The organism is Streptomyces sp. NBC_00386 (assembly GCF_036063235.1).
Taxonomy (GTDB): domain Bacteria; phylum Actinomycetota; class Actinomycetes; order Streptomycetales; family Streptomycetaceae; genus Streptomyces.
Genome location: NZ_CP107950.1, coordinates 6,123,366 through 6,137,997, shown reverse-complemented (window position 1 = coordinate 6,137,997; position 14,632 = coordinate 6,123,366). Strand labels below are relative to the sequence as shown.

Here is a 14,632-nt window from a genome sequence, read left to right as displayed (position 1 = left end):
GATGTCCCAGATGCCCCAGCCGACGGCCCTTTCGCGGTGCCCCAGTTGCGAGGAGCCGCTGGACGCGGCTGACCGTTTCTGCGGTGCCTGCGGCTACGACCTGTCGACGGTGTCCGCACCGCCGCGGGATCACCCCACGATCGCCATGAACGGCACATCGGCCGGCGGCACGGACACGCCGTCGCCGGTCCACCGCGCCGCCGACATCCCGGGCACCGATTCGGGTGGTTCCGAACTGCCTCATCCGGAGCACCCCGAGAACTCCGGGCACCCCGAGCACTCCGGGCACCCCGAGGGGGATCCGGCGGCCGTCCGGCCGACCGGAGCCAAGCGGCCCTCCGGGCAGCCCTCGGGCGTACGGTTCGACAGGCCGCCGGAGCCCGACGAGTACCCGCTCGCCCCTCCGGCCGACGGCCCGGAACGCGAGGTGCCCGCCGATCCCCGGACCGGCGACCTCCCGGTTCCCCCCGCGGGCGCCAAGCTGTGTGTGGCCTGCCGTTCGGGCCAGGTGGACACCGACGGCTACTGCGAGCACTGCGGACACGCGCAGCCACGGGAACGGGACCACATGGAACAGGAGTTGGGCGCGGTCGCCGCGGTCAGCGACCGGGGCCTGCGCCACCACCGCAACGAGGACGCGTTCGCGATCTCCTCGACCGCGCTGCCCGACGGCTCCCCCGTGGTCGTCGCGATCGTCTGCGACGGGGTCTCCTCCGCGACCCGCCCCGACGAGGCCTCGCTCGCCGCCTCCCACGCGGCGAACGAGTCGCTCCTCGCGGCCCTTCCGCTGGGCACGCATCCGCAGCAGGCCATGCACGAGGCGATCGTCGCCGCGTCGGAGGCCGTCAACGCGCTGGCCGACCCGTCCACCGCGCAGGGCGAGCACGCACCGCACGTGAACGCGCCCGCCTGCACCATCGTCGGCGCCCTCGTGACGTCCTCCCTGCTGATCGTCGGCTGGGTCGGCGACAGTCGGGTCTACTGGATTCCCGTCGACCGCTCCTCATTGCCGGCCCGGCTCACCGAGGACGACTCGTGGGCCGCGCAGATGGTGGCCGCGGGCCTGATGAACGAGGCGGAGGCGTACGCCGACGAGCGCGCCCACGCGATCACCGGCTGGCTCGGCGCCGACGCCTACGAACTGGAGCCGCACACCGTCTCGTTCAAGCCGGACCGGCCGGGTGTGGTCGTGGTGTGCACCGACGGACTGTGGAACTACGCGGAGTCGGCGGAGGAAATGGCCGAGGCCGTTCCCCTCGATGCCGCCGAGAGGCCGCTGCAGAGTGCCCAGGTTCTGGTCGGCCACGCCCTGGACGGCGGGGGCCACGACAACGTAACAGTGGCCGTCCTGCCGTTCCCCGCCCCCTCCCAGGGGGCAGGATCGGCCTGAGGCCGCGAATGAACGGGGGCGGCCGCGGACCGGAGGGGACCGGTCCGCACACAGTCAGCACCTCCGCCGGGGGCGGAGGCCCGAGGGGGACGAATAGGCATGGCCAATTTCTCGAAGTCGAACGTGCCGCAGTTCTCGGTCGACGTGTACCAGAACGAGTACCTGCCGGAGGGCGGTCGCGAGGTCAACGCGATCGTCACGGTGAGCGCGACCGGCGGCGGCACCATCGGAAGCGCGGTCGCCTCGCCGCACCTGTACACGCCGGGCCAGGGACCGGACGCCGCCGTGGCGATCATGGTCGACTGTTCGGGCTCGATGGACTACCCGCCGGCCAAGATGCGCAACGCCCGCGACGCGACGGCCGCCGCGATCGACACCCTGCGCGACGGGGTCCACTTCGCGGTGATCGGCGGCACGCACGTCGCCAAGGAGGTCTACCCGGGTGGCGGGCGGCTCGCCGTGGCGGACGCCTCCACCCGCGACCAGGCCAAGCAGGCGCTGCGCAAGCTGAGCGCGGGCGGCGGTACGGCGATCGGCACCTGGCTGCGGCTCGCCGACCGGCTGCTGTCCTCCGCGGAGGTGTCGATCCGGCACGGCATCCTGCTCACCGACGGCCGCAACGAACACGAGTCGCCCGAGGACCTGCGCGCCGCGCTGGACTCCTGTGCCGGACGCTTCACCTGCGACGCTCGGGGAGTCGGCACCGACTGGGAGGTCAAGGAGGTCACCGGGATCGCCTCGGCGCTGCTCGGCACCGCCGACATCGTCGCCGACCCCGCCGCCCTCGCCGCCGACTTCACGCACATGATGGAGACGGCCATGGGCAAGGAGGTCGCCGACGTGGCCCTGCGGGTGTGGACGCCGGTCGGCACCGAGATCAAGTTCGTCAAGCAAGTGGCTCCCACGGTCGGGGATCTGACGGACCGGCGCACCGGGGCCGGACCCCGCGCGGGCGACTACCCGACGGGCTCCTGGGGCGACGAGTCCCGCGACTACCACGTGTGCGTCCAGGTCCCGACGGCCGGGATCGGCCAGGAGATGCTGGCCGCCCGGGTCTCGCTGGTGATCCCGCAGAGCGACGGCAGCGTGCAGAACCTCGGCGCGCAGGGGCTCGTACGGGCCGTGTGGACCGACGACATGACCGCCTCGACCTCCATCAATCCGCAGGTCGCCCACTACACGGGTCAGGCCGAACTGGCACAGGTCATCCAACAAGGTCTGGATCTTCGCAAAGCGGGAGATGTCGACGGAGCAACGGCCAAGCTGGGACGGGCCGTCCAACTCGCCGGAGCCTCCGGAAACGCCGATACTGCCAAACTCCTCGCGAAGGTGGTGGACGTGGTCGACGTCGCGGCAGGTACTGTGCGATTGAAAGCACGTGTCGCGGAGGCCGACGAGATGACCCTCGAGACACGGTCCACAAAGACTGTTCGTGTAAAGAAGTAGCGAGCCCGGGTCCCGCGGGGATCCGGAGAAACCCGGTCATCACGACCGGAAAAGGAAGGGGGAAGCGCCGACATGCCGACATGCCCGAACGGACACCAGTCGGGTTCCGACGATTGGTGCGAGGTCTGCGGTCACCGCATGGCCGGTACCGTGCCCCCGCTCCCTCCACCGCCGCCGCCCGGCGCCGGTTACGGATACCCGGCGCCCGGTTCGCCGCCGCCGGCCCCCGGCGGCCGGTCCGGCGTGCCGGACGCCAACGCCGAGTTCTGCCCGCAGTGCCGTACGCCCCGTGAGGGCGCGGCGCCGTTCTGCGAGGAGTGCCGGTGGAACTTCCTGACCAACACCGCCACCTCGTACACACCGGCGGCACCGCGTCCCCCGGCCGGCGGTCCGGGCGTTCCCGGCGGGCAGTCGCCGTACGGCGTTCCCGGCGGTCCCGGCGGCCAGAATCCGGCGCCGCGGTTCCCGCAGCCCGGACCGGGACAGCAGGGCGGTCCGGGTGCCGGTGGCCCCGGTCACGACCCGTTCGAGTACCAGAGCTCACGGCCCTCGCAGATGAACCGGCCCGCCGAACCGATCCCGCCGGGCCCGGGGGCCCAGCCGTACGGCGGCCCCCAGGGCTTCGGCGACCCCTCGCACCAGGCGGCGCCGTCCGCGCCCGGCGGCCCGGGTGCTCCGCAGCAGGCCTACACCCAGCAGCCCTCCCCGCCGCCCTTCACCCAGGGCGGACCGCCTCGGCAGGGTGGCCCGCAGCCCGGCGGCCCGGCCTTCGGCGGCGGTGAGGACGACTGGGTGATCCCCCCGCCGTCGCCCGGTGCGCCCGGCGGTCAGGGCGGCCCGAACGGCCCGGGCCAGGCGAGCGGCTACGGCTACCAGCAGCCCGGCGCCACCCAGGCTCCGCCCGGTCCCGGCTACCAGCAGCCGCAGCAACAGCAACAGTCACTGTCCTGGAGCGCGACCATCGCCCCGGACCGCGAGTACTTCATGGCGATGATGCAGCGCTCCGGCCCCGAGGCCGCGGGCCTGAACCTGCCCGCGTACTCGCCGGAGCTTCAGCGTCCGCTCCTCGGCAACCAGATCACCATCGGCCGCCGCCGGCACTCCACCGGCGAATCCCCGGACATCGACCTGTCGGTGCCCCCGGAGGACCCGGGTGTCTCGCACCAGCACGCGGTCCTGGTCCAGCAGCCCGACAGCACCTGGGCGGTCGTCGACCAGAACTCGACGAACGGGACCACGGTCAACGGCGGCGAGGAGCCCATCCAGCCGTTCGTGCCGGTACCGCTTCAGGACGGCGACCGGGTGCACGTGGGCGCCTGGACGACGATCACGATCCGGCGCGGCTGAGCACCGTCCTGCCGGGCCCGGCACCGTGGCCCGGCAGGTCTCCCGTGCGGGAGGCGCCCACTGAGCGCCTCCCGGACGCTCGGGACCCCGGTCGCGCGGGCTCAGGACAGCGGCCAGGTGTACGGCCCCTCGGGGTCGTCCAGCCACGCCCGGACGCCCTCCTCGCCGACCGTGACCCCGTACCGCTCACGCTGCGGCTGCCCCTCGCGCTCCCACAGCGTGTAGGCGTCCTGCGGGTCCAGGCGGCCCGCCGTCAGGGCGAGCAGGAAACGGAACAGATCGTGGCCGCGGGCCCGGCGCGGCACCCCGCCGGTCCCGGCCGGCTCCGGCTCCGGTCCGGGCCGGGTGGCACCGCGCAGCGGCACGAAGAAGGCGGACGTGTGCAGGAAGCGTCCCTCGGCATGACCCGAGTCCCCGACCTCCAGCGCGATCAGGCCGGTGGCCAGCGGCGCGAGGACGCGGGCTCCGGGACCGCACTGGACCAGCCAGGGGCGCGGGATCGTGGTCAGCGTGCAGGTGGCGATGATCCGGTCGAAGGGGGCGCGCTCGGGGACCCCCCGCGCTCCGTCACCGGTGACGACGGTCGGGTGGTACCCGGCGATGTCCAGATGCCGGCGAGCGGCCTCCGTGATCTCCACGTCGAGGTCGACCGTGGTCACCAGGCCGTCGCCGAGACGGTACGCGAGCAGGGCCGCGTTGTAGCCGGTCCCCGCGCCGATCTCCAGGACCGTGTCCCCGTCCCGTACCTCCAGCTCGGCCAGCATCTTGGCCATCAGCGACGGCTGGCTGCTGGAGGAGACCAGCTCCCCGTCCCGTACCCGGGTGGCCAGCGGGGCGTCCGCGTACGCGCCGCGCAGCCAGCGGTCCCGGACCAGCGGGTCCGGGTCCTCGCCCCACAGACGCTCGTAGCCGCCGATCCCGCCGAGGTAGTAGTACGGCACGAACAGGTGGCGCGGGACGGCCTCGAAGGCCTCCCGCCAGACGGGATCGCTCTCCCAGGCCCCGCTCCGCTCGATCACGCGCACCAGGGACGCCCGCGCCGCGTCGGCGAGGTCATCGGGGCCGGGACCGGTTTCGAGAGCGTGCGCGCCCATACCTCCACTGTGCTGCCGAACGGGCCACGAGGCGAGCGCCGGCCCGTCCGGTCCGGAACCGTAGCGTCCGCTCTGTCATGTGTGGACCTAAGCCTTGAGTCCTCGGTCGCACCGTCTGAGAACATGGGGACGTGAAAGAGATTCGGCGCGGCACGCTTCAGGAGCAGACCTTCTACGAGCAGGTCGGCGGCGAGGAGACCTTCCGGCGCCTAGTACACCGTTTCTACGAGGGTGTCGCCGGGGATCCGCTGCTGAAGCCCATGTATCCCGAGGAGGACCTGGGCCCGGCCGAGGAGCGCCTCACGCTGTTCCTGATCCAGTACTGGGGCGGCCCGACGACGTACAGCGAGAACCGCGGCCACCCCCGGCTGCGGATGCGGCACGCCCCGTTCAAGGTCGACCAGGCGGCGCACGACGCCTGGCTGAAGCACATGCGGGTGGCCGTCGACGAGCTCGGCCTCTCCGAGGAGCACGAGCACACGCTGTGGAACTACCTGACGTACGCGGCCGCGTCGATGGTGAACACGGCGGGCTGACCGCCGGCGCCGGACACCGCGCGCCGCGGGCCGCGGGCCGGACTGCGACGCTCGGCGCGCGGGGATCAGTGAACGCTGACGCCCAGCGAGCCAAGTCCCGCCCGGCGGACGGCGATCGAGCCGAACGGCGTCCGCAGGCGCAGCCACGCACCGGACGAGTACAGCGCCAACGGGCTGTCGCCCGAGGGGACCTGTCCCCCGGCGGAGGCGGGCGCGGGCGGCACGGGCCGCAGGAATCCCAGGGCCTGCGCGGCGTGCGCGGCCCGCACGGGAAGTCCGGTGTCACCGATCGGCCGGGACCATATCTCCCGCCCGACCCGGTCGAGTTCGGCACGGGTGCGCAGCTCGGGGGCCAACTCCTCGGTGCGCGAACGGAATTCGGCCACCGCTGCGGCGACCTTCGCCCGCACGGCGTCGGGGGCGGGCAGTCCCGGCTCCGGCGTCCAGCCGCCGCGGGGCGGCAGGACGCCGGCCCACGGGGGCCCGGTGACGGGGTCCGGGACTCCGACGGTGGCGGCCTGCTCCTCGACGGACTCCAGCAGTTCCCCGGCGGAGACGGTCACGTCGAGGGTGACGTCGAGCCCGTTCTCGTACGGCTTGGCGAGCCGTGCCGTACGGATCGCGAGGACCTCGAACGACGGCGGCCGGCCGAAGACCGCGAGCGTGGTGCCGTGCGCCTTCAGGCGCACGGCGGCCGCGCGGTCGTAGTGGACGAGCCGGGAGAGGAAGGCGGCGAGATCCGCCGCCTCCCCCGCGTCGGCGAGGTGCAGGACGGTCATGCCGCGACGGCCTCGTCCTCGTCGTCGCGGTACGACTCCAGGAAGTCGCGTTCCTCGGCCGTGATCCGGCGAGGGCGCTGATGCTCGAAGTCGAACGGCACGATCACCGTCGAGGCCGTGACGTAGACCTGATCGGGGTCCTTGACCTCGTAGGTGATCGTGAAGGACGCCGCTCGGATCTGCGTCACCCAGAGCTCGATGTCCACCGGCGCGTGCCGGTGGACCAGCTGCCGCTTGTAGTCGATCTCATGGCGCGCCACCACGGACCCCTGCTTGAAGTCCTTCTCCGGGCGGAACAGGAAGTCGATACGGGCTTCTTCCAGGTAACGGAGGAACACCACGTTGTTGACGTGGCCGTACGCGTCCATGTCCGCCCAGCGCAGCGGGCAGCGGTAGATGTGCCGCAAGATCGATCAGCCCCGGGTCAGCTTCTTGTAGGTGGCTCGGTGCGGACGCGCGGCATCGGCACCGAGCCGCTGGATCTTGTTCTTCTCGTACGACTCGAAGTTGCCCTCGAACCAGTACCACTTCGACTCACCCTCGTACGCGAGGATGTGCGTCGCGACCCGGTCCAGGAACCAGCGGTCGTGGGAGATGACCACGGCCGCACCGGGGAACTCCAGCAGCGCGTTCTCGAGCGACGACAGGGTCTCCACGTCGAGGTCGTTCGTGGGCTCGTCGAGGAGCAGCAGGTTGCCGCCCTCCTTGAGGGTCAGCGCCAGGTTCAGCCGGTTGCGCTCACCACCGGAGAGGACACCCGCGGGCTTCTGCTGGTCCGGGCCCTTGAAGCCGAAGGCGGACACGTAGGCCCGCGACGGCATCTCGACCTGGCCGACGTTGATGTAGTCGAGCTCGTCGGAGACGACGGCCCACAGCGTCTTCTTGGGGTCGATGTTGGCGCGGCTCTGGTCGACGTAACTGATCTTGACCGTGTCGCCGACCTTGATGGCGCCGGAGTCCGGCGTCTCCAGGCCCTGGATCATCTTGAACAGCGTGGTCTTGCCCGCGCCGTTCGGGCCGATGACGCCCACGATGCCGTTGCGCGGCAGGGTGAAGGAGAGGTCGTCGATGAGGACCTTGTCGCCGAACGCCTTGGAGAGGTTGTTGACCTCGACGACGATGGAGCCCAGACGCGGGCCCGGCGGGATCTGGATCTCCTCGAAGTCCAGCTTCCGCATCTTGTCGGCCTCGGCCGCCATCTCCTCGTAACGGGCGAGGCGGGCCTTGGACTTGGTCTGACGGCCCTTGGCGTTGGACCGGACCCACTCCAGCTCTTCCTTGAGCCGCTTGGCGCGCTTCTCGTCCTTGCGGCCCTCGACCTTGAGGCGGGAGGCCTTCTTGTCGAGGTACGTGGAGTAGTTGCCCTCGTAGGGGATCGCGCGGCCGCGGTCCAGTTCGAGGATCCACTCGGCGACGTTGTTCAGGAAGTACCGGTCGTGCGTGACGGCGACGACGGCGCCCGCGTACTTCGTGAGGTGCTGCTCCAGCCAGTTCACCGACTCGGCGTCGAGGTGGTTGGTGGGCTCGTCGAGGAGGAGCAGGTCCGGGGCCTCGATCAGCAGCTTGCAGAGCGCCACGCGGCGCTTCTCGCCACCGGAGAGGTTGTTGACCGGCCAGTCGCCGGGCGGGCAGCCCAGCGCGTCCATGGCCTGTTCGAGCTGCGCGTCGAGGTCCCAGGCGTTGGAGTGGTCCAGGTCGTCCTGGAGCTTCCCCATCTCCTCCATGAGCGCGTCCGAGTAGTCGGTCGCCATCAGCTCGGCGACCTCGTTGAAGCGGTTGAGCTTGCCCATCAGCTCGGCGGCACCGTCCTGGACGTTCTCCAGCACCGTCTTGGACTCGTCCAGCTCCGGCTCCTGCATGAGGATGCCGACGCTGAAGCCGGGCGACAGGAACGCGTCACCGTTGGAGGGCTGCTCGATGCCCGCCATGATCTTGAGAACGGTGGACTTACCGGCACCGTTCGGACCGACCACACCGATCTTCGCACCCGGGAGGAAGCTCAAGGTGACGTCGTCGAGGATCACCTTGTCGCCGTGCGCCTTGCGCGTCTTGCGCATGGTGTAAATGAACTCAGCCAAGAGAAACCGTCCGGACGCTTGAAATCGGCAGTGGGCAGATACACCCCATCTTGCCTGACGGCTACCCCTTGAAGGAAACGCGTTCGGTCGGGGGGCTGTGACCTGGCCGTTCGCCGTCCCCGCTCGTGGCTGATCTGTCACTGGCTGTCGCCGCCGGTCGCTGTCGAGCACCCTCGCACGGCCCAGGGACGGCCCAGCGCGATCACTCAGGCCGGTCCCACTCGTCCAGCTTGATCTTCACTTGGTGGTTGTGATCCGCATGCCAGATGACCACGCCTGCGACCGCAGCTCCCATGGCGGGCAGCTCCAGGTCATGCCACATGCGTTGCATAGCGCCTCTACGGCGAGGGGGTCGGATTCCGGCGCCTGGCGAGGCGGCGCCAGCCCACCCGGAGATTGATCACAAGCAGGACCGCTCCCGCGATGGGCCAGCCCATGGATCCACCGTTGCGGTAGGTCTCAATGCCTACAGCCAGCAGCATGACGCCGATCACTGGGCCCATCAGGTCCATGAAGGCGTCCAGGCGGCTTGCGATCTTCGAAAGGTTGGCCACGGCTTGATCGTGACAGCCAACGCGGTGCCTGCAAAGGAGCAAGGTCTGGACCGCACGGAGCTGCCGCTGCCTGACTGCGTCCAGGCCGACCCCCCGTGTACCGCCATCAGCTTGGGAAGCTGCGGGCATTTACGGTGGGTTCGAGCGCTGACCTGGATGAACGCCCACGACACGGTCCCATCGGCGTTGGCCTCTTTCACCGTGGTTCCCCGCTGTTCCCCGCCTGATCTGGTGCGGCAGTGGTGCGAACCCTCGTCATCCCCGCCCTGGCGACACCTACCGCTTCTGCGCCCTGTAACGCTTCATCAGAGCAGTAATCCGTGCGTGGTCCGCCTGACCGTTCAACTCGGCCACCAGATCGTCAGGACACAATTCGTAGAGATCCCCCCACCAACGACGTCCTCGGTTGTCCCAGATCCGGTAACCACCCGGTGTGCCCCGAGCAACGTAGCGTCTCCTGCTCACAGTCCCCCTTGTCCCCGACACTCGGGTCTGCTGCAGTGTTGGGTGACAGGTTGACCTGCCCCACCATTTGGGCTCCAGGCTCGGTGACTAACCAGCAGCCGGGGTGGTGTCGTTCTCGGAGAGTAGTTCGTACTCGATGGGGTGCGATAACCCAATGCTGAGTGTCGTCGCTGGCGGTTGTAGAAGATCTCGATGAACTCGAAGATCGCGTTGGCCAGTTCGACCCGGGTCTTCCACCGCCGGCGGTTGAGCAGCTCGATCTGCATCGAGGACCAGAACGACTCCGTCTGGTGCAACCTTCTGATCTGTAGCTCAAAGCGGAGCGGTCATCTACGGCCAATGCGGTTGCTGCCGCGCCCCGGAAAGTCGAGACCGGTCGTGATCGGGTGTTGTGGTTGCGGTACTTCACTGCGGTACTGCCGTCACGGCCCGTGCAGCTCGGTCTCCCAACGCTCGAACGGTGGCTCCACTAGGTAGCTCGGATCGCAGTACGAGCGGACCCATTGCGCGGCACGGTACTGGGCGTCCCCTTCGTTCAGGACTTCCCCGTTTTCATCCACCTGAAGGACATTGGTGAAGATCGCAAAGACCTGCTCCAACGGAGAGCCGAACGCCATGAGCTGAGGCCGGTAGTCGACACCCTCCAAGAGATCCACGTCGAGGGTGCCATTCGCGATGTAGAAGGCGAAGAAGCGCAGTGCTGCGCGTACGTCTACGGGAAGGTGATCCACGAGGACATCATCTATTGGGCTTGGGATTGGAGCCTCATCCTTATCAGGTCGATCGCGGTCCCCCTGGAGGTCGGAGGGATGCCAGCCTCACGAGGACGGGGCGACCGTTGGAGGCCGCGCTCGTCCGGGTCGGTCCATCGCTGTTGGTGTCAGTTGCTGATGTCAGGCGCCAGGGCCTCTCTTGACAGACCACCCATCGCGCCCAGGCATTTCGGAAGAGCGTTCTGACAAACTGCCCGCTCATGAGTGAAGATCGCCCTGCGAGCATCCCTTCCGGTCTGATCGTTGAACTGTCACGTGCCAAGGTCAAACCCGGCGCCGAGGCTGAGGCCGACAGATGGATGCGCATGCTCAACGACCGACTCGACGAATGCATCGCCACGCTGGATCGCGAACGAATGGCGATCGAGATCGTGTTCCGGCTACGGGAAAACGACGAGGACCATCTGTTCTGGGTCACCGTGAGAGGTGAAGACGGGGCAGGACTGGACCACAGTCTTCCCATCGATCGCGATCACATCGAGCATGCCAAGCGGACGAAGGAACCGGGCTGGGTGGAGGCTGAACCACAGGTGCTCATGCTTCCAGAACCAGTGAGAAAGGCGGTGTTGAACTGGGCACTGCGAGACCGGTAGCTGCTCGCTCAGTCGTACCAGGCAGTCCGTCCTCGCATCATCCCTCCCCGGTGCCGGCCGATTCCCCGCCGTAGACATCGTCTTCGCAGTACGCGGCTGCACGACGGCTCAGAGCCCCAGACGGATCTCTCTCCGGGGTCTGAGCCGTCGTGCAGCCAGTACTACTTCGCGCCCTCCCCGCCGTCGCCGGCCCAGATGCCGAGGCTGTCGCGGGTGCCGTCCACGGTCACCGCCGTCACGACGTAGACCGGGCGGTTCGCGACCTGGCCGTCCCTGATCTTGACGTTGATCGCATCGACGAACAGAACGGGGTAAACGCGGTCGAGGGGTCGGTTCTGCCATTCGCTCATGCCCTCCATCACTTTGTCGGTGATGGTGGAGATGGCCTGCCTGGACACCTCGGCCCCGTAGACCTCGGCCAGGTGGGCGGCGATTTCGCCGTGCGTGAGCCCCTTCTCGGACAGCGACAGCACCATCTCGTCGACCCCGGTCAGCTGCAGCCCCTCCGTCCGGGCCCGTTCCACCAGCATCGCGGCCAGTTGCTCGTCCGACACGGGCGCAGGCTGCCCGGACTGGGCACTTCCGACAGACTCCACGGTCTCCAACTCCACGGCGGTATAAGTCACTTGACGTCTCTCCCATGACCGTCGGATCCGCCGTTAGATTTACACTCCCCCGACCTGGGGCTCCGCCTCTGACGTCCGTGGCCCATCCGTCACTGTCGGTCGCCGTCGGTCTGCCGGGCCGGCGAGGAACGGACACCGCCGTGGGAGAGGCCCCGGAATCTCCTCTTCCCTCGCACAACCATTCCAGCGGTTCCGTGGTCACACCCGTGTCATAGGCATCCGAAGCATGCCGCGCCCGGCGCCTTCCAGCCTCCGGTGACGCGCGGCCTCCCACGGCTCATGGGGGTTTGAACCACCTTGCGCAACCGCAGGATCTCCACCGCGACGGCACTCGCCGTCCTCTTCAGTTCCGCGGCGCTGACGGGCCTCGGGTCCACGGCCGCCCACGCCGACGGCAACACCGTCCTGCCCGTCGCCTCCGTCGCCGACGTCGTCGTGGACAGCGTGCACCAGCGGGTCTTCGTGAGCGACCCGACCGGCGGCAAGGTCGTCGCCACCGACTACAGCGGCAACGTCGTCGGGACGCTCGGCTCGCTGCCGCAGGCCGGCGGCCTGGAACTCTCCGCCGACTCACAGACGTTGTACGTGGCCGTCCCGGGCAGCGACGAGATCGCGGCCATCGACACGGCCGGCCTCACCGAGTCCGCGCGCTACTCGACCGGCACCGCGGACGCCCCGACGACCCTCGCCCGCGCCGGCGGGAAGCTGTGGTTCGGCTACGGCACGGCGGCGAACGGGAACATCGGCTCCCTCGACCTCTCGGGCCCGGACGCCGTCCTCGCCGTGGCCCAGGACAGCCGCAACCACTGGTACTACGCGCCCCTGCTGGCGTCCAACCCGGCCGCGCCCGGTGTGCTGGCCGCGGGCGTCCCGGGCCTCAGCCCCTCCGCCGTAGCGACCTATGACGTCTCCGGCCCGGACGCTCCCCGGCTCCTCGCCAAGGACCAGGCCGGCAGCAACCTGGGCGACCTCGCGGTGACCCCCGACGGCGGTCAGGTCGTCACGGCCAGCGGCTGGCCCTACAAGCACCAGGTCCTGTCCACGACCGACCTGAAGGAAGTCGGCAGCTACCCGACTGCCCCCTACCCGGACGCCGTCGACATCGCCGCGGACGGCACCGTCGCCGCCGGCATCGACGGCATGTACCAGCCGGACGTCTACATCTTCGAGCCCGGTACCACCGAGCCGGTCCGGAAGTACGAGTTCGCCGACACCGGTTCCGGCACCCTGGTCACGGACGGACTGGCGTGGGAGCCGAACGGCGACCACCTCTTCGCGGTCACCGAAAAAGATGACACGTACCGCCTCAACACCCTGAACGCGCCGACCAGGGACGTCACCACGGTGACGGTGAGCGCGCCTTCCTCGGTGGTTCCCGGCAAGTCACTGACGGTCACCGGGAAGATCAGCGGCGGCGATCCACTGCCGGCCGGGACGTCGCTGACGGTCACCCGTACCGACACGGAGTCGCCGTCCGGAAAGACGCTGGCCCCCGTCACGACCGCCGAGGACGGAACCTTCTCCTTCACCGACACCCCGACCGCCGAGGGCGACGCGAAGTACACCGTCTCCTACGCCGGCGACCCCGGCCACGCCCCGGCATCCGCCACGCGCACCGTGGCCGTCTCCCGCAGCACCACCACGGTGACGGTGAGCGCGCCTTCCTCGGTGGTTCCCGGCAAGTCGCTGACGGTCACCGGAAAGGTCAGCGGCGGCGATCCACTGCCGGCCGGGACGTCGCTGACGGTCACCCGTACCGACACGGAGTCGCCGTCCGGAAAGACGCTGGCCCCCGTCACGACCGCCGAGGACGGAACCTTCTCCTTCACCGACACCCCGACCGCCGAGGGCGACGCGAAGTACACCGTCTCCTACGCCGGCGACCCCGGCCACGCCCCGGCATCCGCCACGCGCACCGTGGCCGTCTCCCGCACCGCCACCACGGTGACGGTGAGCGCGCCCGCCACGGCCACGCGCGCCAAGTCACTGACCGTCACCGGCAAGGTCGCCAACGCCGAGGCGCTGCCGGCCGGCACGGTACTCACCGTCAAGCGCACGGACCTGGAGTCGCCCTCCGGCAAGACGCTCGCCTCGGTGAAGACCAAGGCGGACGGCACCTTCTCCTTCACCGACACCCCGCCGGCCGGCGGCGACGTGAAGTACGCCGTCTCCTACGCGGGCGACGCGACCCGCGCCGCGGCTTCGGGCTCCGACACGGTGGCCGTCTCCCGGACCGCCACCACGCTGAGCCTGAACAACAACGGCACGGTGTACTCGTACGACAAGGACGTCACCTTCACCGCGCACCTGGGCACCACCTACAAGAACCGCACGGTGGAGATCTGGGCCAACCCCTACGGCTCGGACAAGCCCAACGTCCTGGTGAAGAAGGCGACCGTCAACTCCAGCGGAAACGTCACCGCCGTGGTGGACATGAAGCGGGACACCACCATCTCCGCGGTCTTCGCCGGTGACGCCCGCACGGCCCCGAAGTCGGTCAAGGTCACCGCGTACGCCAAGGCGAATGTCTCCACCTCTCTGGCGAGGTACTACAAGACGGCCAAGGTCAGCGCGAACTCCTCGACCTACTACTGGTACCACAAGAACACGGCCCCGCTGTTCACCACCGCGATGAGCTCCTACCCGGACCGCCACTACCGGCTGGACATCGACGTCTACGTCGAGGGCCAGTGGCTCCGCGGCTACGAGGAGTACTTCGAACTGGGCGCCAACGGCAAGAGCGTCCTCGACCTCGACACCTTCGACAAGGCGGGCACGCGCGTCCGGATCCGGTCGGCCTACATCAACGACTCCTCCGGCGACGACGTCAACTCCACCACCTACAGCTCCTGGAAGTACATGTACTTCACCAACTGACCTGCGAATCCGGGCCGTCGCTCACGCCCACGACGGCCCGGAGACGGCCCAAGCCGCCTGACACGGCCCCTCAT

General features: G+C 69.4%; 13 protein-coding genes and 2 pseudogenes. 6 read left to right on the top strand and 9 right to left on the bottom strand.

Going from position 1 to position 14,632, the window contains the following annotated elements:
- Position 1 precedes the first annotated feature (1 nt).
- From OG780_RS27005 to OG780_RS26995, 3 genes are all read left to right on the top strand, one after another.
- Positions 2 to 1,390, top strand: a complete 1,389-nt coding sequence (locus tag OG780_RS27005) for a protein phosphatase 2C domain-containing protein (RefSeq protein WP_328452368.1) — start codon at positions 2 to 4, stop codon at positions 1,388 to 1,390.
- 99 nt (positions 1,391 to 1,489) lie between these two features.
- On the top strand, positions 1,490 to 2,836 hold the full coding sequence (locus OG780_RS27000; RefSeq protein ID WP_328452366.1) for a VWA domain-containing protein: 1,347 nt from the start codon (positions 1,490 to 1,492) through the stop codon (positions 2,834 to 2,836).
- A gap of 72 nt (positions 2,837 to 2,908) precedes the next feature.
- Positions 2,909 to 4,183 carry an FHA domain-containing protein gene (locus tag OG780_RS26995; RefSeq protein WP_328452364.1) on the top strand — a complete coding sequence of 425 codons (1,275 nt, stop codon included), beginning with the start codon at positions 2,909 to 2,911 and terminating at the stop codon, positions 4,181 to 4,183.
- Positions 4,184 to 4,284: 101 nt separating this feature from the next.
- On the opposite strand, the gene OG780_RS26990 is transcribed toward OG780_RS26995, so the two are convergent.
- A complete protein-coding gene (locus tag OG780_RS26990; protein ID WP_328452362.1) occupies positions 4,285 to 5,277 on the bottom strand; it encodes a methyltransferase domain-containing protein in 993 nt (330 codons plus the stop codon).
- 131 nt (positions 5,278 to 5,408) lie between these two features.
- Here OG780_RS26990 and OG780_RS26985 point away from each other — a divergent pair, with 131 nt between their 5' ends.
- Entirely contained in the window at positions 5,409 to 5,813 is a 405-nt protein-coding gene (locus OG780_RS26985) for a globin (protein WP_037618889.1), read from the top strand.
- A gap of 65 nt (positions 5,814 to 5,878) precedes the next feature.
- Here OG780_RS26985 and OG780_RS26980 read toward each other — a convergent pair whose 3' ends face one another.
- From OG780_RS26980 to OG780_RS26950, 7 genes and pseudogenes are all read right to left on the bottom strand, one after another.
- Positions 5,879 to 6,592 (bottom strand): hypothetical protein, encoded by a 714-nt coding sequence (locus OG780_RS26980; protein ID WP_328452360.1) that lies wholly within the window; start codon positions 6,590 to 6,592, stop codon positions 5,879 to 5,881.
- Entirely contained in the window at positions 6,589 to 6,999 is a 411-nt protein-coding gene (locus OG780_RS26975; RefSeq protein WP_328452358.1) for an acyl-CoA thioesterase, read from the bottom strand. The genes OG780_RS26980 and OG780_RS26975 overlap by 4 nt, the downstream gene beginning before the upstream one ends.
- Before the next feature lie 6 nt (positions 7,000 to 7,005).
- Positions 7,006 to 8,670: an energy-dependent translational throttle protein EttA gene (gene ettA / locus OG780_RS26970; RefSeq protein ID WP_328452356.1), complete on the bottom strand. Its 1,665-nt coding sequence runs from the start codon at positions 8,668 to 8,670 to the stop codon at positions 7,006 to 7,008.
- Positions 8,671 to 9,008: 338 nt separating this feature from the next.
- A complete protein-coding gene (locus tag OG780_RS26965; RefSeq protein WP_328452354.1) occupies positions 9,009 to 9,224 on the bottom strand; it encodes a hypothetical protein in 216 nt (71 codons plus the stop codon).
- A gap of 276 nt (positions 9,225 to 9,500) precedes the next feature.
- Complete coding sequence (locus OG780_RS26960; protein WP_328452352.1) at positions 9,501 to 9,689, bottom strand: hypothetical protein; 189 nt, start codon at positions 9,687 to 9,689, stop codon at positions 9,501 to 9,503.
- Positions 9,690 to 9,826: 137 nt separating this feature from the next.
- Positions 9,827 to 9,973: pseudogene (locus OG780_RS26955) on the bottom strand (IS3 family transposase); the annotation flags it as partial.
- Between the two features lie 138 nt (positions 9,974 to 10,111).
- Entirely contained in the window at positions 10,112 to 10,420 is a 309-nt protein-coding gene (locus OG780_RS26950) for a DUF7677 family protein (protein ID WP_328452350.1), read from the bottom strand.
- Positions 10,421 to 10,662: 242 nt separating this feature from the next.
- Here OG780_RS26950 and OG780_RS26945 point away from each other — a divergent pair, with 242 nt between their 5' ends.
- Positions 10,663 to 11,055 carry a DUF6176 family protein gene (locus OG780_RS26945; RefSeq protein ID WP_328452348.1) on the top strand — a complete coding sequence of 131 codons (393 nt, stop codon included), beginning with the start codon at positions 10,663 to 10,665 and terminating at the stop codon, positions 11,053 to 11,055.
- A 164-nt stretch (positions 11,056 to 11,219) separates the two neighbouring features.
- Here OG780_RS26945 and OG780_RS26940 read toward each other — a convergent pair.
- Positions 11,220 to 11,609 (bottom strand): annotated as a pseudogene (locus OG780_RS26940) (transposase); the annotation flags it as partial.
- Between the two features lie 369 nt (positions 11,610 to 11,978).
- On the opposite strand from OG780_RS26940, the gene OG780_RS26935 reads away from it, so the two are divergent.
- Positions 11,979 to 14,558, top strand: a complete 2,580-nt coding sequence (locus OG780_RS26935; RefSeq protein ID WP_328452346.1) for a hypothetical protein — start codon at positions 11,979 to 11,981, stop codon at positions 14,556 to 14,558.
- The last annotated feature ends 74 nt before the right edge of the window (positions 14,559 to 14,632 follow it).